The sequence below is a fragment of the Hallella colorans genome, assembly GCF_003096815.1.
Classification (GTDB): domain Bacteria; phylum Bacteroidota; class Bacteroidia; order Bacteroidales; family Bacteroidaceae; genus Prevotella; species Prevotella colorans.
In genome coordinates, this window is record NZ_QENY01000016.1 from 1 (window position 1) to 21,480 (window position 21,480).

Here is a 21,480-nt window from a genome sequence, read left to right on the forward strand (position 1 = left end):
GGGGCTTACTTTTGAAAAAATAAACCCCGAAGTCCAATTTTACTGGGCTTCGGGGAGGATATTTATGCTCTTTTGAGTTTTACCGGACAGCAATAAAATTTTTTCAATATAATTAAAGATCTCAGTTTATTCATTATTAATAAAAATTGCTTAGTATGAAAAAGTTTATTTTAGCCGCTGTAGTGACATTGTTTAGTATTGCCGCTAACGCACAAGAGGGTAAGTTTGCCGTAGGCGCACAGGTGTTGTATCCCACAGACGTGAAAAGTCTTGGTGTGGGAGCAAAAGCTTCTTACGGTTTCACCGACGCTATTCAAGGCCAAGCCTCGTTCAACTATTTCTTAAAGAAAAATTACACCACCGTATGGGATGTGAACGCCGACGCTCACTATCTTTTCAATATTGGCAACAACGCCAAGATATATCCCTTGGCAGGTCTTACCTACATGCGTGTAAGTATTGACAACAAAAGTTTTGCCAAGGAACTTGGCAGTGCAATATCTGACATCACAGGACAAGATGTTAACAAATCGCTCCCCCAAGTAGGCTCATCAAGCGATGGAAAGTTTGGCGTGAACCTTGGTGGTGGCATCCAATACGCTCTCACCGAATCACTGCTGCTCAACGCCGAAGTTAAGTTCCAAATTGTCAGCAACTACAATCAAGCCGTGCTTTCAGCTGGCATCGCTTACGCTTTCTAAAGACTCGTATTTACTATCCATCATAACGAAATCCCGAACCATCTGCGTTCGGGATTTTTTGTTGTACACTTTTGATACCAAACGGCCTCGCAAGCAGTTGCGCAAGCGCGCGATAAAGACACCATGCACGTATCGCGTGCCAAATATTACAGCAAACACATAGACCATTGGCATAGACAAACCAAGCTTGCCCCTCCAAAATCGCGAACACGACAACCTGCATGAAACAAGCTACAAACGTCTTTCGGGCAAGTGAACAACAGATAAAGCTGTACTTAAAAGAACTTGACGGAAGCCTCCATAACACACTGTTGGTGATACGTACTTTTATAGAAACGGCTCAATATAAACATTGAAAATATCTGACAAAACATCGCTCATATCTCGCCTATTCACAACCAACAGAACCATCGCGCGCAAATACGCGAAATATGAGCCTTTTTAACAACACGCTGATAATCATGTTTTTAGGCTCTTTTTGCCTCTTTCCCTTAAAATAATTCTCTTTAAGGGCTTGCGTTCAGTACTTATTCATCATGCGATTAAAGTCTAATCCTAACGCATCCGCAACCTAAACGCACAGCCTATACGGCCTAATCACACCGCCAATAGATAGCAATGGTAAAAAACAAGTTTGAAAATCGTGATGCAAAAGAGAAAAAACGCAAGTACAGCCTCTTTTTTCTCTGTAGAACAACCAGTGCATAAGGCGCTTTTTTTGTGACTTTTATTAGACAATCATATCCCTAAAAAACAAATGCCAACCAGTTGGAAAGCTACGCTCCAAAGTGGTTGGCATGTAATGTCACAGCCTAAACACGATGACATGTACTCATCAAATGTGAACTGAAAATTGTGAGTTGTGAAATGAAATTACATCATCAACGGCACTAAATATTTGGCCATGCAATAGCCGCCTCCTATCAACCACACATAGAGCATTGCCGCAAGTAGGAATGGTTTGAAGCCTGCCTTCTTGAATTTCTCAAAATTTGTCTCTGCGCCCAATGCCGTCATAGCCATTGTTAGCAGGAAAGTGTCCAACGTGTTAATCATGTCTACCACACACGTAGGCAGCAAATTCAGAGAGTTGAACGCTATCACCACCAAGAATAGCACGGCAAACCATGGTATGTTTATTTTGCTTTTCCCTTGGCTTTCTCCACGTTTAGCCACATCTTTGGCCACGAAAAAAGCGATGACCAATAGCACAGGCACAAGCATCATCACACGAATCATCTTGACGATGATGGCCGAGTCGCTCACGTCGGCCCCCATAGCGTTACCGGCTCCGACAACGTGCGCCACCTCGTGAACTGTAGCACCGGTGAAGATGCCCATTTGGCCAGGGTCTAAATCAAAGATACCTGCACGGTATAGCACGGGGTAGAGAAACATTGATAACGTACCAAAGATTACTACCGTGGCCACCGCCACGGCTGTTTTATAGGGTTTGGGCTTGATGGCTCCGTCCACGCCCATAACGGCTGCGGCTCCGCAAATGGCACTGCCCGATGCCGTGAGCAAAGCGATACTACGGTCCATCTTTAAGATTTTGCCCAAAACGATGCCTATAAGAATGGTGCTCACCACAACGATGGCATCTATCACGATGGCCGGAATGCCCACGGCCATGACATCTTGAAAGGAAAGTTTGAAACCGTACAAGATAATACCGAAACGCAGAATACGTTTCGAGCTGAACACTATACCTGGCACCCATGTGTCGGGCAGATTGTTGCGAAGGCTGTTCGCGTATATCATACCGAGGATAATACCCACCACCATAGGGCTCAACGACAAGGCTTTGACCCAGCTCATCTCGCCAATGTAAAATGCGGCACATGCGAATAGTGCCATCAGTAGCACGCCATGAAGCATGCTGCCTCTTTCTTCTGATAATCTCATTGTATCTTTTTTATATAAAAACTACGTGCAAAAGTAGTGAAAAACAGATAAATTGGGGGATAATAATAGAAGAAATTTTTAATACATTTACAATAATGACAATATAAAAATCAATGCGAAAAAGCATTAAATACACATGAAATAGTTGAATATTAGGTGTTTGTATATAATGTTTCGTTCTTTTGTGCAGATACATGAAAATAGTCTTGCTTAAAGGAATAAAAATGGCGCAACGCAACTTTGCAACTGGGTTGCAACACTTCTTTTATAACTTTGCCATGAATACAATCACATACATGTGTGACGCGAGCCATAAGATATAAAATTTCAAGACTATGAATAAAAAATTATTAAGACTGATTGCCTCAGCAATTCTGCTTTTGGCAGCTTATTTGTTGACGGAGAACGTGGAGATGCCAATGGTCGCACAGTTGGCTATTTATTTGGTGCCATACCTGCTCGTGGGCGGTGGTGTGCTGTTTGAGGCCGTGGAGGGCATTATGGATGGCGACCCGTTTGACGAGAATTTTCTCATGTCGGTGGCCACTATCGGTGCTTTGTGCATAGGCTTCTTGCCAGGCGCGGAGCCTCAGTTTGTCGAGGCGGTGTTCGTGATGCTGTTTTTTCAAGTGGGCGAACTGTTCGAGGACTTCGCTGAAGATAAAAGTCGCGACTCCATTACAAGTTTGATGGACATTCGCCCCGACACGGCCACGGTGGTGCGCGAGGGGGAGACTATCGCCATGAAACCCAATGATGTGAACGTGGGCGAGATTGTATTGGTAAGGCCTGGAGAGAAAATACCATTGGACGGTGTGGTAGTAGACGGCACGTCAAGCCTCAACACGGTGGCACTCACGGGCGAGAGCGCGCCACGTGACGTGAGCGTGGGCGACACAGCGCTGTCTGGCTGCGTTAACCTATCTGGCTTGCTCAAGGTCAAGGTTAGCAAACCCTACGAGGAGTCAACAGCGGCGAGGATTATCCGACTGGTAGAGGATTCGTCCGCCAACAAGTCGAGAAGCGAGACTTTTATCACGCGTTTCGCGCGCGTGTACACGCCTATCGTGGTGTTCTTGGCATTGGCCATCGCCATCGTGCCACCTTTTTTTGCCAATGGCTACAGCGAGGCTTTCCCCACTTGGCTCTACCGAGCGCTGACGTTCTTGGTGGTGAGCTGCCCGTGCGCGTTGGTCATATCGGTGCCTCTGACGTTTTTCGCCGGTATCGGTGGTGCCTCCGCTAAGGGCATCCTGATCAAGGGCGGTGGCTACATGGACACGCTCTCGAAGACCAAGACCGTGGTATTCGACAAGACGGGCACGCTGACCAAGGGCGTGTTTGCCGTGGATGCCGTGCACCCAGGGCTCCTGAATGATACAGAGCTGTTACATTTGGCGGCCCACGTGGAGCGCCATTCCACGCACCCCATCGCCGCCGCGCTACGCGAGGCTTATCCCAACGAGCATGATAACTGCTCCATAGAGATGGTGGAGGAGATAGCAGGGCATGGCGTGAAAGCCGTGGTAAATGGAAAAAATGTGTGCGTGGGCAACGAAAAAATGATGGCAGAGGTTGGAGCGCAGCCTACTCATTGCGACAAATGCGAGTCGATAGTGGGCACGGTAGTGCATGTGGCGGTGGATGGAAAATACGCCGGGCACATAGTCATCTCTGACCAAATAAAAAACGATGCCATAGAGGCTATCGACCAATTGAGGAAGATCGGCGTAAGCAAGACAGTGATGCTGACGGGAGATCGTGAAGAAGTGGGACGGTTTGTGGCCGACAAGACTGGCGTGGATGAGGCATATTGTGGCCTTCTGCCAGACGACAAGGTGGCTCATGTTAAACAGTTGCTGAACGCCGGAACATCTCGGGAGCGCCTCGCTTTTGTCGGAGATGGCATCAATGACGCACCGGCCTTGGCACTCGCCGACGTAGGCGTGGCAATGGGAGCGCTCGGAAGCGACGCCGCGATAGAGGCGGCCGACGTGGTGCTCATGGACGACAAGCCATCCAAGTTGGCACAAGCCATTCGTATAGCAAGGCATACTATTGGTATAGCGCGGCAAAACGCGTGGTTTGCCATTGGTGTAAAGGTATTGATATTGGCGTTGGTAGCCATCGGATTGTTGGGCGCTTGGGCCATGCCCGTGGCTGTATTTGGCGACGTGGGCGTAATGGTGCTGGCCGTGCTCAATGCCATGAGGGCTTTGCGGGCATAAGGATAGCCTCAAATAAGCAGAGCTACGGGTTGGCTATGGCAACTTTTGTTGCGGCGCAAGCCAACGTAGTGTAAAAAACTTCTCTAAACGAACCAATATGCACGGATATATAAAGGCATATTGGTTCGCTTATTTTTTGCGTATAATGGTTAGCCCATCTCGTATGGGCAGGATTGTGACCTCCACCCGACTGTCCTGTCTCACATAATCGTTGAAGTGGCAGACGCCTTGTGTTTGTTGGTCTTTAGAATAGGCATTGTCCACTACATGGCCATCCCACAAGGTGTTGTCGGCCAGCATAATGGCACCTTTTGACATAATTGGTAGCAGCTTGTCGTAAGCCTCTACATAATGGCGTTTGTCTCCATCTACAAAAACCATGTCGAAAAGCACTCCTAAGCGTGGTGCCTCCACAAGGGCGTCGCCAATGCGGAAATCGATGAAACGTGCCACTGAGGAGCCTTCAATCCAAGGGCGGGTGAAATCTTCCATCTCATCGTTTATCTCAAAAGTGAAAAGCTTGGGCGCGCCACCGTTGTCGCCTCGTGCACCCATGATAGGTGCTATCTCACTCAACCCCTCGGCCATGCAAATGGCTGAATAACCCGAGAAGGTACCCACCTCGAGCACATAGCGTGGCCTTTGCATCATCACCAACATCTTGAGCAGTCGACCTTGCAGGTGCCCACTGGCCATTCTGCCGTGGATAGTATGAATGTTAGTGGCTCGATAGAGGCGGTACAGGTAGTCGCCCTCCGGCTCGATATGGTTGAGAATATATTTTTCTAATTCAATATCCATTATTCAAAATCAATTTTTTTTGTAAGCATTGCGCTCTTCACTTCGTGGCATGTGCCCACAGCCGCGACAACGCGACGCAATATCTCACGGCGCAGCCAATTGGAATTGAAAATAGTGAATTATGAATTGAGAAGTGCCTCTATGGCCAAACGATAAGAGTCGAGCCCAAAGCCACATATCACACCTTTGCAACTGGCCGCTATCATGGACCGATGACGAAACTCCTCACGTTGGTGCACGTTGGAAATGTGTACCTCGACAACGGGCGTCTTGATAGAGCGAATACAATCCAGCAAAGCCACTGACGTGTGCGTGTATGCCCCGGCGTTGAGCGCTACGCCATCGTAGCTGAAGCCCACTTCCTGCAATTTGTCAATGAGGCATCCCTCGATATTGCTCTGATAATACTCGATGGCTATTGCGGGATATTGAGCGCGCAGCTTGGGCAGATAGTCGTCAAACGAGGTTGAGCCATAAACGCCTGGCTCACGAATACCCAAAAGGTTGAGGTTGGGACCGTTCATTATCAATATCTTCTTCATTTTTCTTGGACGTTTGGTCGTTTTAACGTAAATTTGCAAGTAAAGATTTGCGGAGCTTTATTAATAAATAATGTGTAAATTGGTTGGGCGTGGTCTATGTGATGCAAAGATAATGCAAAACAAAGACTATGCAAAGCATTCTAATAAATAATTCTTGGATAGTCGCCCAAAGTGCCGTTCATGACATGGAGAAATCAGAATTTTCAAATATCATCAAACGCTACACGCGTTATCTGAAACTGCAACGCAGCTACTCGGAAAACACCATCGAGGCCTATCTGCGAGACCTTGCCCATCTATCATTTTTTCTTTCAAGACTCAATATTGCTCCATTGGAAGTGAAATTGGAAGATTTGCAGACCTTCGCCGCATCTTTGCACGACCATAACATCGGCGCGAAGTCACAGGCTCGCATACTTAGCGGAGTGCGGTCTTTCTACCGTTTCCTTGTTATGGACGGCTATTTGGAGGTGGACCCTACCGAACTGTTAGAGTCGCCACACTTACCCAAGCATTTGCCAGAGTATCTGACCACCGATGAGGTGGACGCTTTGGAAGATGGAATAGACCTCTCCACCAACGAGGGACACCGCAATAGGGCTATTATCGAGACACTGTTCTCGTGCGGGCTACGCGTGTCGGAACTCACTAACCTGAAACTCTCCGATCTCTATTTGGAAGAAAAATACATACGCGTATTGGGCAAGGGTGACAAGGAGCGGTTGGTGCCTATCTCTGATAAAGCTATCCACGAGCTGGAACTGTGGTTTGACGACCGTCGGCAAATGTCCATCAAGCCCGGCGAAGAAGATTACGTCTTTCTCAATAGAAGAGGTCATCACCTCACCCGTACCATGATCTTGATTATGATTAAACGCCAAGCGGAGGCGGCAGGCATTAAAAAAAACATATCGCCGCACACACTCCGACACTCGTTTGCCACTGCATTGCTGCGCGGAGGGGCGGACTTGCGTATCATACAAGCGCTGTTAGGGCACGCCGATATCGGCACCACCGAGATTTACACACATCTTGACGATTCGATCCTACGGCGAGAGATACTCGAGCATCACCCACGCAACATCAAGTATGAAACTGAAAATCACAAGTGATGTATATGGCATGGAAACGACAGAAAAGAGGAGCAAAAGCTACTGTTTGCGCTTGGGTTAACATAGTCTGTATGCGCACACACCTATTAATAATAAATACACGGCCTACTTTTTCACAACATTAACGGTGATAATCATTGTTAAATGCTCCAAATAAACTATCTTTGTGGAAATATTATACGAATTATTTAATAATAAATCAACGCTTATATGAAAATCAAAAACATTGTCATCGCATTGCTGCTGCTTGTTACAGCAGGTGCCAATGCACAAGTTCCAGGCATGGGCCTTCCCGTAGACAAGAATGTCAGAATGGGTAAACTCGACAACGGATTGACCTATTTTATCCGTTACAACAACTGGCCGGAGCACCGGGCCAACTTTTATATAGCCCAAAAGGTGGGTTCTATACAGGAAGAGGAAAGCCAGCGAGGACTGGCTCACTTCTTGGAGCACATGGCTTTTAACGGGTCAGACAATTTCAAAGGCAATAACCTCATTGAATGGTGCCGCTCGAAAGGCATCGAGTTTGGCGGCGACCTGAACGCATATACCAGCATAGACCAAACGGTGTACAATATTGACAACGTGCCCACGAAGCAACCAAGCACCATCGACTCTTGCTTGCTCATCCTGCGCGACTGGTCTTGCGGGTTGTCGTTGGAGCAAGAAGAGATAGACAAGGAGCGTGGCGTGATACACGAGGAATGGCGCCTGCGCACGTCGGCCAACAGCCGCATGCTGGAGCGCAACTTGCCCAAACTATATCCCGGGTCCAAGTACGGGCTCCGATTCCCTATCGGACTGATGTCTGTGGTGGACAACTTCAAACGCCAAGAGCTCGTGGACTATTATCACAAATGGTATCACCCTTTGAACCAAGGTATCATCGTGGTGGGAGACGTGGACGTGGACCGTGTGGAAGCGGAGATTAAACGGCTATTCGGAAGTATCAAAGTGCCACAAAACCCAATGCCTATCGTAGACGAGAAAGTTCCCGATAACGACAAGCCTATTGTCATCATCGACAAAGACAAGGAGTTTAGAAGCAGTGTCATTGAGTTGATGATCAAGCACGACGTGTTCCCCGACAGCATGAAGCAAAGCGTCGATTACATGGTGTGGAACTATGTCAAGAGCGCGGCGTTTGGCATGCTTAACATCCGCTTCGTAGAGGCTTCGCAAAAGGCCAACTGCCCCTTCGTGAGCGCAAGCGCAGACGACGACACTTATATTTTCTCCAAAACAAAAGACGCGTTTGGCCTGAGCGTATCGCCCAAGGATATTAGCCAGTGCGCTGCCTCGCTCAGAGAGGCTTTCAAAGTGGTGAGACAAGCTGCTAAATTCGGTTTCACTCCCACGGAGTACAAACGTTTCCAAACAATCATGTTAAGCTCGCTCGACAAGGAATATTCTAATAAAGACAAGCGCTATAACAGCGAATTTTACAGCAAAATATTGGGATACTTCCTTACCAATGAGCCTATGCCCGGTATCGATTTCAAATATCAAACCATGAAACAGGTCATTCCGGCCATACCATTGGAAGTGATCAACCAAGTGTTGCCAGAGCTTGTGACTGAAAACGATAGCAACTTGGTCATCTTAAACTTTAACAATGAAAAAGCAGGTAATGTCTATCCTACCGAGGCTCAGCTACTTGGCGCTGTGAACGAAGCTCGCCAAGCCAAGCTTGAGGCTTACGTGGACAACGTGAAAAACGAGCCTCTTATGACCACGTTGCCTACACCGGGAAAAATTGTTAAGGAAGAGAAGAGCAAATTGTTCGATTATGATATTATCAAGCTCAACAATGGTGTGACCGTGCTGTTGAAGAAGACTGACTACAAGAAAGACCAAGTTGTCATGCACGGTATAGGTGGCGGCGGACAGTCGTTGTACGGAAAAGCCGATTTCGCCAACATGAAAGCATTCGACGAGGTGATTGATATTTGCGGATTAGGCAACTTCTCCAACACCCAACTCATCAAGGCTTTGGCCGGAAAAATAGCCAATGCGTCGCTCTCCATGGGCAACCGCCGCACTGTCATCAACGGCAACTCCACGCCCAAGGATGTGGAAACGATGCTGCAATTGACACACCTCTATTTCACTAACATCAAGAAAGATCAAGACGCTTACAACAAACTCATCCAGCAATACAACGTGGCGTTGAAAAATAGGGAGCTCTCTCCTGAGACCGCTTTCGGCGACTCCATCTCAGCCGCTATATATAATCGCGGATGGCGCGAAGCTCCTTTCTTGGCCAAAGACATCAAGGACGTGAACTACGACCGCATACTCGCCATGGCCAAGGAGCGCACAGCCAACGCCAACGGATGGATATTCGAAATCGTAGGAAACTTTGACGCGTCCACCATTCGCCCCCTCATCTGCCAATATCTTGGCTCCCTGCCATCTAATGGCAAGAACGAAGCCAGCCCACGCGCTTCCATACCGACGACCAAGAGCGTGGACAACACGTTCCATCGCAAAATGGAAACACCCAAGGCTAATTCCTTAGTGATATGGTTCAACCACAAGATGCCTTACTCTTTGGACAACGCTATCAAGGCCGACGTGGCCGGACAGGTGCTCTCCATGGTGTATCTCAAGAAGATTAGAGAGGAGGCAAGCGCCGCCTATACATGTGGTGCGCAAGGCAAGTTGACCGTGGCGGACGACGGATACCATATCGGACAAATCTTGGCTTACTGCCCTATGAAACCCGAGAAAAAAGACGAGGCGCTTAGAATCATCAATGAGGAGATAAACAACTTGGCCAAATCGTGCGACGCCGAGATGCTCGCCAAGACCAAAGAATTCATGCTCAAGCAGGTGGACGACAATGCCAAGACCAACGCTTATTGGAGTAATCTCGTGTTGGACAACTATATGATGAACCTTGACGACCATACCAATTACAAGCGTATCGTTCAGGCTCTCACCCCAGAGAGTATCTCCACGTTTATAAAAGAATATCTTAAAGATGCCAACAAAGTGAGCGTTGTGATGCTCCCACAAGAATAAAAGAGCGTCATGCCAATCACCATCACTATTTACTAATAGTGGCACACAACTTAAATCCCCGTTTTTCCGCATTGGCAAAACGGGGATTTGGCATATCCTAAAAGCTGTCATACGGCAAAAACTATTGCCTTTTTCTTTGCCCATACTCATTTTCTTCGTAACTTTGCACCATCAAGTAAGCGGCCGGCTGCATACGGTCGCGCTTCCCCTCAGAATATAAATCAACATTGTATGGGCACGGCATGCAGGCTGACCACATTTTAATCATTGTATTTATGTCATATTTATTTTCATCAGAATCAGTGTCTGAGGGGCATCCAGACAAGGTTTCGGACCAAATATCAGATGCCATTCTCGACCAGTTTTTAGCCTACGACGACATGGCGCATTGCGCTGTCGAGACTTTCGTCACCACTGGACAAGTGGTCATTATGGGAGAGGTGCGCTCGGAAGCTTACATCGATCTTCAGACCGTGGCACGCCGAGCCATCAAGCATATAGGCTACAGCAAGGGAGAATACCAATTTGACTATAACTCCTGCGGCATCCTGACGGCCATCCACGAGCAGAGCGACGACATAGACCGCGGTGTCTCACGCGAGGAAGAAGACCAACAAGGAGCCGGCGACCAAGGTATGATGTTCGGCTATGCCAGTAACGAGACCGACAATTACATGCCCGCTACGCTCGACCTTGCGCATCTCATTATGCAAACATTGGCGCAAATTCGCAAGGAGGGCAAGCAGATGACCTACCTGCGCCCCGACTCCAAGAGCCAAGTAACCATTGAGTACGGCGACAACAACGAGCCTTTGCGTATTCGTACCATCGTTGTATCCACGCAGCATGACCCATTCGTAGTGCCAGAAAACGACACCCGGGAGGCGCAGCTCAAGGCCGACGAGGCCATGCTATCAAAAATTCGTGAAGATGTCATCAATGTCCTCATGCCACGCGTAAAAGCTGAGGCGGGAGACAAAATGCGCAAGCTCTTCAATGGCGACATAGAATATTTGGTCAATCCCACAGGCAAATTTGTTATTGGTGGCCCCCACGGAGATACCGGCCTTACGGGTCGCAAGATTATCGTCGACACTTACGGCGGTCGTGGAGCGCATGGTGGTGGCGCTTTCTCGGGCAAAGATTCGAGCAAGGTGGACCGTAGCGCTGCCTACGCGGCGCGACACATTGCCAAGAACATGGTGGCCGCTGGCGTGGCCGACGAGATGTTGGTGCAGTTGGCCTACGCTATCGGCGTGGCTGAGCCAGTGAGCGTTTATGTCAACACTTACGGCCGCGGACATGTCGGCATTTCTGACGCAGATATAGCCAAAAAAATACAACAGCTTTTCGACTTGCGCCCCAAAGCCATTGAGCGTGAGCTCAAACTGCGCCAACCCATGTACTTCGAGACAGCCGCCTACGGACATGTAGGCCGTCGCAACGAGGTCGTGAAAAAGACTTTCAGCAGTCTTTACCACGACACAAAAACTATCGACGTGGAACTTTTCACATGGGAAAAGCTCGACCAAATAGATCGAATCAGGCAAGCTTTCAACCTTTAAGGCTCGCCTAATCTCATACTATCCGCAATAGTATCATAGGTTGCCGCCCTGCGGCAACCATCTTTTTTCAATATCCATGACCCAACAAGATACTCTCTCCACAGCACAAACCGCCCCGCAGGAAACGGCAAACCAAGTTTCCGCGCACGTTTATGGTGGCTATCACACCCCTCGAGAGATTATCAGTTGGCTTCCACGCACGGCCACTCCATGGCAACAAGACTCTGCCATTAGGGCGCATTACCAATTTCAGAAGATTGATTGGACCAAGCGTCCCAACTCCATGCGCACGCCACAGACACGTGCCGACGCCGTATCGGGCTTCTCGTTGCGCAAGCCCATGTACCACAACAAGTCACTTGTGCAGCCCGACTCCATCTATCGCCCAGAGTATGCGGTGTATCATCAGGGGGTTTCTGGCGACCCTGTGCCTTACAATATTGCTAATGACAACCTCATCACATCCATCCTGTTGGGGTGTTTCATTTTAACAGCAGTGTCTATAGCCGAGTCCGGACATTTCATACAGCGTCAGTTTAAAAACTTCTTCCGTATCCAACGAGAGGGCACCACTGTTATCACCGAGACTGGCAACGAATGGCGCTTTCAACTGTTTCTTGTTCTACAAGCATGTTTGCTGCTTGCCCTTATCTTTTTTTTCTATACCAAGACATTGACTAATGGCGTATCAACATTGCCCCATTATCTTGTTATAGGTATCTATACAGGTATTATCGCCACCTATTTCATCGTGAAAAACTTGCTTTATACACTAACGGGATGGGTGTTTTTTGATAAGAAAAAAAATGAACAATGGACCAAGTCGCACCTCTTCCTTATAGCCTTTGAGGGCATAGCACTTTTCCCTGTTGTCATGCTCTTGGCCTATTTCAATTTTTCTATAGAAAGCACGGTTGTTTACACCATTTTTGTTATCATTTTGGCCAAAGTGCTATCATTGTATAAGATCTTTAATATCTTTTTCAAAAAAAACGCCGATTTTATGCAAAGTTTTTTGTACTTTTGTGCCCTTGAAATCATGCCACTTGGCATACTGTGGGCAGTACTCGTGTTCATGGACTATTATTTTAAAGTAAATTTTTAATACAAAAGATGATAAAGAAGATCATGATATCGCAGCCTAAGCCTGCGAATAAGAAATCTCCTTATTATGAACTCGAAAAAAAACACGACATACAATTTGTGTTTCGCCCTTTTATCAGAGTCGAGGGACTTTCTGCCAAGGAGTTTCGTCAGCAAAAAGTGAGTATTCTTTCGCACACAGCTGTTGTCTTCACATCGCGCCATGCTATAGACAATTTTTTTAAACTTGCCAAGGAGCTTCGCATCACCATCCCCGAGGATATGAGATATTTCTGTGTGACAGAGACTATTTCGCTTTATATCCAGAAATATGTACAGTACCGTAAGCGTAAGGTTTTCTATGGCACCACCGGCAAGATAGACGATCTTATCCCTGCCATGTTGAAACACAAGACCGAGAAATACTTAGTCCCTCTGAGTAGTGTGCACAACGATGATGTCAAAACGCTGCTCGATTCTAAGGGTCTCGAGCATACCGAGTGCGTAATGTACCGCACCGTAAGCGATGCGTTCACGCAAGAAGAGGTGGACAATTTTGATTGTGATATGCTCATATTCTCCACTCCCACGGGAGTGGACTATCTCACCAAGTCGTTTCCCAACGTCAAGCAAGGCAAACTTAAGTTAGGCGCTTTTGGTCCCGCTACAGCCAAAGCCATTGAAAAAGCCGGTCTCAAACCGTCATTGGTGGCGGGCACCAAGGAGTATCCCTCGATGATTAGCGCATTGTCAGATTTCCTGGACAAACAAAACAAAAAGTAGTTACCCATTTCAATGCCATCACTACCCTCCACACTTCGCAAGGAGGAACGTATATATAGCAAGAAGACTATAGACGCCCTCTTCCAGGGAGGCAAGAGCCAGTCCATGCTGGCTTTTCCCCTTAGGGTGATTTATATGCCCCTGCCGAACGATTTCGATCGGCAACCGCGCCACGATAAGGAGGCGACCATGAGCGTCAAGGCCCAATTTCTGATCAGCGTGCCCAAGCGATGTTTTAAACGTGCCGTAAATCGCAACAGGGTGAAACGGCAAGTGCGCGAGGCTTACCGCAAAAACAAAGTCATCGTTGCGCACCACAATGTGGCCATGGCTTTTATATGGCTATCAGACAGTCTTTATAACAGTAGCCGCGTGGAGGCCACTGTCATCAACCTTTTAAATCGAGTCAACGAGCGTCTATCGGGGGAGGAAGCCCTATGAAAGATGCCGCTCAAAAGATGCTTCACGCCATTGGGCGCGTTTTGGCTTGGTTATTGGTTCAGCCCATAGTCTTCTATCAAAAGTTCATCACGCCCTATACACCACCATCGTGCCGCTTCACGCCTACATGCTCAGAGTATGCCCGACAGGCTCTTCTCAAGCATGGACCTATCAAAGGGCTGGCGCTGGCGATATGGAGAATACTTAGATGCAACCCTTGGGGTGGAAGTGGATACGACCCCGTTCCGTAAGTTGTCCAAAAGCCACCCCAACATTTTCAATACATCCGGTCAAATCATTATATCGGCCGGAAATAACCCAAACAACAAGAACAACGCATATGAAAAACTTTGTCGAAGAACTGAAATGGCGCGGCATGTTGGCCCAAATCATGCCAGGTACAGAGGAGTATCTCATGGAGAACATGGTTTCGGCTTATTTAGGCACTGACCCCACGGCCGACTCGCTCCATATCGGCCACCTTTGCGGCATCATGATGCTACGCCACTTGCAACGCTGCGGCCACAAGCCCTACCTGCTGGTGGGAGGAGCCACGGGAATGATAGGCGACCCATCTGGCAAAAGCCAAGAGCGAAATCTGCTCGACTCGGAAACGCTCTACCACAACCAAGAGGCCATCAAGAGGCAGTGCGCCAAATTTTTGGATTTTGACGGCTGTGAGCCCAACAAGGCCGAGTTGGTGAACAACTACGACTGGATGAAGGATTTCACTTTTCTCGACTTCGCCCGCACCGTGGGAAAACATATCACTGTAAACTACATGATGGCCAAGGAGAGTGTGCAGCAGCGCCTCAACGGTACGGCTCGCGACGGCTTGAGCTTCACCGAGTTTACCTATCAGTTACTTCAAGGTTACGATTTCTTGCATCTGTACCAGCACAATGGCGTGCGGCTTCAGCTTGGCGGCAATGACCAATGGGGCAACATGACCACCGGCACGGAGCTTATACGCCGCACGCTTGGCAACGAAGCCCAAGCCTACGCCCTGACCTGCCCGCTCATCACTAAGGCCGACGGCAAAAAGTTTGGCAAGACAGAGAGCGGCAACGTATGGTTGGACCGCGATCGCACCACGCCCTACACCTTTTACCAGTTCTGGCTTAACGTGTCGGACCAAGACGCCGAGCGCTACATCAAGATATTCACAGACCTTGACCGGCAAACCATCGCCGACCTCGCCGCGGAGCACGCCCAAGACCCTGGCCGCCGCTCGTTGCAACGCCGACTGGCCGAGGAGGTCACCACTATGGTGCACTCCAAAGAAGACCTCGACATAGCCATTGCTGCCTCGAACATACTTTTCGGCAAAGCCACCAAGGATGAACTCGCACGGCTTGACGAGGCAACGCTCAACGACGTGTTCAAGGATGTACCTCATTACGAGGTCGACAAATCGCAACTTGGCGCCAAGGCTATAGACCTGTTTTGTGCCGACGGCATGAGCATCTTTCCCAGCAAGGGAGAGATGCGCAAACTTGTAAAGGGTGGTGGCGTGAGCCTCAACAAGGAGAAACTCACCGCTTTTGACCGCCCTGTCACCACAGACGACCTTATAGACGGCAAGTATCTCTTGGTGCAGCGCGGCAAGAAAAACTATTATCTCATCACCGTGAAGTAGTCCATACACATTTGAGATACCAGAAACGATGTCCCGCAAGGCTTTTCGCCGATGCGGGATGTCGTTTTTTTATGGTTGCCCAAACTGCCCCCAAAGCCACGGTGGCTGCCATCTCATTCACTCCCCAAGTATCGTCACCTCTCATTTTTTATCAAAAAATAATCACAAATAAAGTGATACTAAAATTCATCATTCCGCACAAAAAAAATGTATTGTCGGGCATAAAACACATGAGCGCTCACCCTTTTTTACATGCACGAAACGCCATTGGTACCTTTTCAGGCTACGTTTAAGGCTTATACGCGCGCCGTTTGCGTGCTATACGTGCTGCGTGTAGGGCCTAATCATGACGTGAATAGTACTCAATGGCGAGCATTTCAGAAAACTTATTTTTAAAAATAATATATTTTCTTTATTATTATACTGTATTTCAAAGCTTTACAGAAAACCCTCATTTTTCTTGTTTTTGTACGCAACCATTCGTTCGCTTGCAAATAAGCGAAAGATTAGAGGGTGTTTGTCTTGTATTTTCAAGCACTTTTAAATTTAATTTTTAAAGTTTTTCGTATCATTGTCTCTATTTCGTACCACCGTTCTCGAGCAAGGCTCAATGGCATTTCGAGTCTGGTATGCCAGTTTGATCAGAACTGGCGCACAAGACCACTTGGTGCCATTCACTCCATGATACAGATGTGACGAATCGTTGCTCAATATGCGCCATAATGAAAATTTACAAGCGTGGCAAGAAAAGATTTTGATTAAAAATTTGGTTATAGGCCAAAAAAACACTACCTTTGCACCGCTGAAGTAGACAGCACTATCTATGCGATTGTCCTATGGTGTAATGGTAGCACTAGAGTTTTTGGTTCTCTCAGTCGTGGTTCGAATCCGCGTAGGACAACTCTAAAGCCGCAATAAGTATCAATGCTTATTGCGGCTTTTTGCTTGTAAGGCCTCTGTATGGGCATAGATGCACTTGTAATCATGGTATATTTTGTAAGGTGCTCACCTAACATTCCAACCTCGTTATAATGCCACATAAAACATGATACCCCATCAATATTACAAAAATTACAAATATTTCATTTTAATATAATTTATTATCACGAATAGTTTGCGTAAATGAGAAATAAAAACTATTTTTGCAATATAACATTATGAAAATTTAAACACTATGGCAAAAAGAAACGACATTTACAAGAATACCAAAACCGGTAGTATGGTTGAGGTGATGGTTGCTGGCGAACTAAACCTTGATGGTGACTGGAAAGCAATGACCGAAAACACTGTAGACGCAGCCAAAGAGAAGCATGTGCCTGTTATAGAGGCTATCGAAGGTGGTTATCGTGTAACGGTAGGCTCGGTGGAGCATCCCATGACTGAGGAACACTATATACAGTGGATAGAGCTGATGACAGAAACTGAGGTGTTGCGCAAATATCTCACCCCCAACGACAAACCTGTGGCCGAGTTTAAGACAGACGCTAAAAAGGTTTGCGCGCGTGAGTATTGCAACCTGCATGGCGTGTGGAAAGCCGATCTTTAAGCCACTTGCAAAACACGGTGGTATAATGTTTACACCATAAGCCGCTCGAGCCACATAGCCCTGAGCGGTTTTTTTATGTGTCATATACGTGAGATAGGTGTGAAAGATTTTTATAATTAACATTCATTAATCATAACAATCGCATGCTGAAAGAAAGTTTTACAATATAAATAGTCTTTATCATAAATAAATCGTTAACTTTGCAAAGTGACGAAGGCAAACACTTTATGATAACAAACTATATCTTCGCTACGCGGCAAATCTCGCTGACACGAAGCACTATGATACTAAAAGACTATGCCAAGACTCTCTGATAGAACTACTTTCTGCGCAAAACGAGATGAACATGGTGTACTCGATATACCACCGCATGATTGTTTGAGACGCCGTATCCATGGGATATCCGCTGCCATTAGATCGCATTGACACGCTGAAAACCGGTCGTTTCGCGCGCTTTGGGGAAATGGGCGTGCTCAACGCGGGGCCCGAGGCCGAATGGAGCGTACACGGCGTGGCGGACGCCGCTACTATACGTTCGTTTAGCCAAAGGGCGAGGAGAGCGTCGACTATGGCGACAAAGAATTTTTCGGGATAACAAACTTGAGATTACAATTTGCAAAACTATATTAATCCCCTTAATAAATAATAAAAATGGACAACTTAAACATTTTCTCACTGAAAGGTAAGAACGCTTGGATCACGGGCGCTTCTTATGGTATTGGTTTCAACATCGCCAAGGCTTTTGCGGCCGCCGGCATTGACCACATTATCTTTAACGACATTAACCAGGACCTCGTGGATCGAGGCATGGCCTCATACAAAGAGGCAGGCATAGCCAACGTGACCGGCTATGTGTGCGATGTGACCAAGGAAAATGACGTGAAGGCACTCGTGGAGCGCATTCACAAGGAGGTAGGTAACATAGACATTCTGGTGAACAACGCCGGAATTATCAAGCGTATACCCATGCACGAGATGAAGCGCGAGGAGTTTCAGCAAGTGATAGACATAGACTTGGTGGGCCCATTCATTGTCTCTTCTGCCGTGCTGCCAGAGATGATGGAGCGCAAGGAGGGTAAAATCATCAACATTTGCTCGATGATGAGCGAGCTGGGACGTGAGACGGTATCGGCTTACGCGGCAGCGAAGGGTGGATTGAAGATGCTCACGCGCAACATCTGCTCAGAGTATGGCGAGTACAACATACAGTGCAATGGCATTGGCCCGGGTTACATCGCCACACCGCAGACGGCTCCGCTGCGCGAGCGTCAGGCTGATGGCAGCCGTCACCCATTTGATAGTTTCATCTGCGCAAAGACCCCAGCGGGTCGTTGGCTTGACCCAGCTGAGCTTGGTGGCCCCGCAGTTTTCTTGGCCTCTAAAGCCTCTGATGCCGTGAATGGACACGTGCTCTATGTGGATGGGGGTATCTTGGCCTATATAGGCAAGCAGCCAAAATGATGAGAAAGATCTCATGACAACCCATAAAAAAAAGGTTTACGCATGGCGTAGACCTTTTTTTATAACTGCAAAATAAATTTACATTATTTGTTTACAGCCTCTTCAAATTCAGAACCTGCGTTGAACTTAACGACTGTCTTGGCAGCGATTTGAATCTTTTTACCGTTAGCAGGATTGACACCTTGACGTGCGGGGCGCTCTTTGGTGGCAAAAGTACCAAAACCTACAAGCTGTACTTTTTCTCCAGCTACCAAGGCTTCTTTGATTGCACATGTTGTGGCATCAAGGGCTTTTTTTGCGTCTGCAGCGGTCAAACCAGCAGCATCAGCAATCTTTTTAACTAATTCTGACTTGTTCATAATATTTGTTATTAAAATGGATATAATCGTAGGATAATTTGTTATTTACTCGCAAATATAGGCTATTCATTTCACAATTCAAAAAAAAAAGATAGAAAAGTTATACACAAACTTAAAAAATGCCGTAAATAGCTTGCTTTATGATAAACTAACGGAGTTTTTTTGTAATTTTGCATCAATTGTAAACGATTTAGAACGATATTTCAAATATATGCTAAAAATTCCACCTATCACCAAGAATTTGCTTATCATTAATGTCTTGGCATTTGTCGGCCTGCTTGTGGCACAACAAGTATGGGGCATCGATCTGAACTATGTGCTTGGCCTACACTTCTTCATGGCGTCTGACTTTCATCTCTACCAATTGGTTACCTACATGTTTATGCACGGTGGATGGGAACACATTATCTTAAACATGTTCATGCTGTGGATGTTTGGATCGGTGGTGGAGAGAACGTGGGGCGAGAAGCGATTCCTTTTTTATTACATTTTATGCGGTATTGGCGCGGGTGTCATGCAAGAGATAGCACAATTTTTTTATGTGTATTTTATGCTCGACGCACAGCAGTCGTTGGGCATCGTCGAGTCTTTCTCGGTGATGCGCCAGTTGGGCGATCAGCTCAACAATCTCACCACTGTGGGAGCGTCGGGAGCCATATATGCGCTGTTATTGGCTTTTGGCATGATGTTTCCAAACGAGAAGATGTTCATTATACCCATTCCTATCCCCATCAAAGCCAAATGGATGGTGATGGGAGCCATAGTCGTGGAACTATTCTCGGCAATGGCTGTGTCCAATTCGAACGTGGCCCATTTGGCTCATTTGGGCGGCATGATATTCGGATTTTTTCTCATTCGCTATTGGCAGAAGCATCCTGAAAATTACTATAACAGTAGCAACGGCACCTCGTTTTTTGACAATTTGAAGTCGAAGTGGGAACAACGAGGTGGAAATCGCTCTTTCGGCAATGACTCCCGTTATCACGACACGGGCAATTCTGACTGGGATTATAACGCTCGCAAACAAGCCACGCAAGAAGAAATAGACCGTATTCTCGACAAGATAAGGAAAAGTGGGTACGACAGTTTGAGCAAAGAGGAAAAACAGACGCTCTTTGACCAAAGCAAGAAATGATCAAAAAACTGAAAACATTTACGTTGCAAACTATAGCCGGGGCAAATATTGTCACTATTATCGTGATGCTTGCCATGGGCTATTCGGATAGGCTCGATCCCACGTCGTTCCCCATCTTGAGCAAGGGAGGGCTGGCGTTTCCTGTTTTCTTGATACTCAACTTTGCGTTTCTCGTGTTTTGGATAGTTTTTAAAACGAGGAGGGCGATTATTCCATTTGCTGGATTTTTGCTGTGCTACGCACCGATTAGGATATACTGTCCACTCAACATTACGCATACACCACCCCGCGATGCCATCAAGGTGCTGTCTTACAATGTATGGCTATTTGCAGGATGGGAGACCCCGGGAAGCAAGCCTAACCCCATACTGGAATATATAAAGGAGCAAGATGCGGATATCGTTTGCCTGCAAGAATCGAATCTTACGGAAATAAAAAAAGCCAAGGTTGACTCGGTGCTCAACCCCATTTACCAGTATCAAGACACCGCCATGCACCAAGCTGGCAACTGTATATCTATTTACAGCAAGTTCCCAATTCTTTCAAAGGAACGTATCATGTACGAATCTAAGGGCAACTTGAGTGCCGCTTTTAAGTTGATGGTAAATGGGGAGGAGGTGTTAGTGGTGAACAATCATTTAGAAACCACGGGGTTGACAGTGGAGGACAAAGACCGATTTAAAACGATGATGAAAGGTGAGATGAAAGTGGATACGGCAGGGCTGACATCCAAAACGCTCATCAACAAGCTCGGCAAGGCTATGTCTATACGAGCCCGACAAGCAGAAGCCGTGGCACGCTATGTGGCCTATCACAGCGACATGCCGGTCATCTTGTGCGGTGATTTTAACGACAGCCCTATCTCATACGCTCGTAGAACCATCGCCAAGGAACTAACCGACTGCTATGTGGAGGCTGGAAACGGGCCAGGTATCAGCTATCATCACAACGGATTTTATTTTAGAATAGACAATATTATGTGCTCGGCTCATTTTGAGCCAGTTGTCTGTCGGGTGGACAATAAAATCAAGACATCCGACCATTATCCTATCATCTGCTGGCTGAAAAAACGCCATAAACCGTAAAAAATGAATAAATAAGACCTTAATCTTGCTTAAAAAGTGAAAAAGTAGTATCTTTGCATGT

At 47.0% G+C, this 21,480-nt stretch carries 19 protein-coding genes; 15 read left to right on the forward strand and 4 right to left on the reverse strand.

From position 1 onward, the window contains the following. Positions 1 to 155 precede the first annotated feature (155 nt). Positions 156 to 701, forward strand: a complete 546-nt coding sequence (locus tag C7379_RS08485; RefSeq protein WP_116616929.1) for an outer membrane protein — start codon at positions 156 to 158, stop codon at positions 699 to 701. 873 nt (positions 702 to 1,574) lie between these two features. Here the strand turns inward: C7379_RS08485 and C7379_RS08495 are convergent. After that, the gene (locus tag C7379_RS08495; protein ID WP_116616931.1) at positions 1,575 to 2,609 is read right to left on the reverse strand and encodes a YeiH family protein; all 1,035 of its coding nucleotides are present in this window, start codon (positions 2,607 to 2,609) and stop codon (positions 1,575 to 1,577) included. Positions 2,610 to 2,944: 335 nt separating this feature from the next. Between C7379_RS08495 and C7379_RS08500 the strand changes: the two genes are divergently transcribed. After that, positions 2,945 to 4,837, forward strand: coding sequence for a heavy metal translocating P-type ATPase (locus C7379_RS08500; protein WP_116616932.1), 1,893 nt, complete (start codon positions 2,945 to 2,947; stop codon positions 4,835 to 4,837). A 129-nt stretch (positions 4,838 to 4,966) separates the two neighbouring features. On the opposite strand, the gene C7379_RS08505 is transcribed toward C7379_RS08500, so the two are convergent. Next, positions 4,967 to 5,638: an O-methyltransferase gene (locus C7379_RS08505; protein ID WP_116616933.1), complete on the reverse strand. Its 672-nt coding sequence runs from the start codon at positions 5,636 to 5,638 to the stop codon at positions 4,967 to 4,969. 119 nt (positions 5,639 to 5,757) lie between these two features. Next, positions 5,758 to 6,180 (reverse strand): type II 3-dehydroquinate dehydratase, encoded by a 423-nt coding sequence (gene aroQ, locus C7379_RS08510; RefSeq protein ID WP_116616934.1) that lies wholly within the window; start codon positions 6,178 to 6,180, stop codon positions 5,758 to 5,760. Positions 6,181 to 6,365: 185 nt separating this feature from the next. Here aroQ and xerA point away from each other — a divergent pair, with 185 nt between their 5' ends. The 11 genes from xerA (at position 6,366) to C7379_RS08575 (ending at position 18,840) form a co-directional block, all read left to right on the forward strand. Further along, complete coding sequence (gene xerA / locus C7379_RS08515) at positions 6,366 to 7,292, forward strand: site-specific tyrosine recombinase/integron integrase (protein ID WP_116616935.1); 927 nt, start codon at positions 6,366 to 6,368, stop codon at positions 7,290 to 7,292. A 210-nt stretch (positions 7,293 to 7,502) separates the two neighbouring features. Beyond that, positions 7,503 to 10,322: a M16 family metallopeptidase gene (locus tag C7379_RS08520; RefSeq protein WP_116616936.1), complete on the forward strand. Its 2,820-nt coding sequence runs from the start codon at positions 7,503 to 7,505 to the stop codon at positions 10,320 to 10,322. 275 nt (positions 10,323 to 10,597) lie between these two features. Continuing rightward, positions 10,598 to 11,887 (forward strand): methionine adenosyltransferase, encoded by a 1,290-nt coding sequence (gene metK / locus C7379_RS08525; RefSeq protein WP_116616988.1) that lies wholly within the window; start codon positions 10,598 to 10,600, stop codon positions 11,885 to 11,887. 76 nt (positions 11,888 to 11,963) lie between these two features. Continuing rightward, positions 11,964 to 12,992 carry a DUF4271 domain-containing protein gene (locus C7379_RS08530; RefSeq protein WP_116616937.1) on the forward strand — a complete coding sequence of 343 codons (1,029 nt, stop codon included), beginning with the start codon at positions 11,964 to 11,966 and terminating at the stop codon, positions 12,990 to 12,992. Between the two features lie 8 nt (positions 12,993 to 13,000). After that, on the forward strand, positions 13,001 to 13,753 hold the full coding sequence (locus C7379_RS08535; RefSeq protein ID WP_116616938.1) for a uroporphyrinogen-III synthase: 753 nt from the start codon (positions 13,001 to 13,003) through the stop codon (positions 13,751 to 13,753). A 12-nt stretch (positions 13,754 to 13,765) separates the two neighbouring features. Further along, positions 13,766 to 14,194, forward strand: coding sequence for a ribonuclease P protein component (gene rnpA, locus C7379_RS08540; protein WP_116616939.1), 429 nt, complete (start codon positions 13,766 to 13,768; stop codon positions 14,192 to 14,194). Next, positions 14,191 to 14,445, forward strand: coding sequence for a membrane protein insertion efficiency factor YidD (gene yidD / locus C7379_RS08545; protein WP_116616940.1), 255 nt, complete (start codon positions 14,191 to 14,193; stop codon positions 14,443 to 14,445). The genes rnpA and yidD overlap by 4 nt, the downstream gene beginning before the upstream one ends. A gap of 89 nt (positions 14,446 to 14,534) precedes the next feature. Next, positions 14,535 to 15,833 (forward strand): tyrosine--tRNA ligase, encoded by a 1,299-nt coding sequence (tyrS, locus tag C7379_RS08550; protein ID WP_116616941.1) that lies wholly within the window; start codon positions 14,535 to 14,537, stop codon positions 15,831 to 15,833. 1,174 nt (positions 15,834 to 17,007) lie between these two features. After that, positions 17,008 to 17,379 carry a desulfoferrodoxin family protein gene (locus tag C7379_RS08565; protein WP_116616943.1) on the forward strand — a complete coding sequence of 124 codons (372 nt, stop codon included), beginning with the start codon at positions 17,008 to 17,010 and terminating at the stop codon, positions 17,377 to 17,379. A 394-nt stretch (positions 17,380 to 17,773) separates the two neighbouring features. After that, on the forward strand, positions 17,774 to 17,974 hold the full coding sequence (locus tag C7379_RS08570; protein WP_116616944.1) for a hypothetical protein: 201 nt from the start codon (positions 17,774 to 17,776) through the stop codon (positions 17,972 to 17,974). Between the two features lie 56 nt (positions 17,975 to 18,030). Next, a complete protein-coding gene (locus C7379_RS08575; protein WP_116616945.1) occupies positions 18,031 to 18,840 on the forward strand; it encodes a gluconate 5-dehydrogenase in 810 nt (269 codons plus the stop codon). A gap of 83 nt (positions 18,841 to 18,923) precedes the next feature. Here the strand turns inward: C7379_RS08575 and C7379_RS08580 are convergent, their stop codons facing one another. Continuing rightward, a complete protein-coding gene (locus tag C7379_RS08580; protein ID WP_473234644.1) occupies positions 18,924 to 19,211 on the reverse strand; it encodes an HU family DNA-binding protein in 288 nt (95 codons plus the stop codon). 199 nt (positions 19,212 to 19,410) lie between these two features. Here C7379_RS08580 and C7379_RS08585 point away from each other — a divergent pair, with 199 nt between their 5' ends. Next, a complete protein-coding gene (locus tag C7379_RS08585) occupies positions 19,411 to 20,334 on the forward strand; it encodes a rhomboid family intramembrane serine protease (RefSeq protein ID WP_116616947.1) in 924 nt (307 codons plus the stop codon). Next, positions 20,331 to 21,419, forward strand: coding sequence for an endonuclease/exonuclease/phosphatase family protein (locus tag C7379_RS08590; protein WP_116616948.1), 1,089 nt, complete (start codon positions 20,331 to 20,333; stop codon positions 21,417 to 21,419). The genes C7379_RS08585 and C7379_RS08590 overlap by 4 nt, the downstream gene beginning before the upstream one ends. Positions 21,420 to 21,480 lie beyond the last annotated feature (61 nt).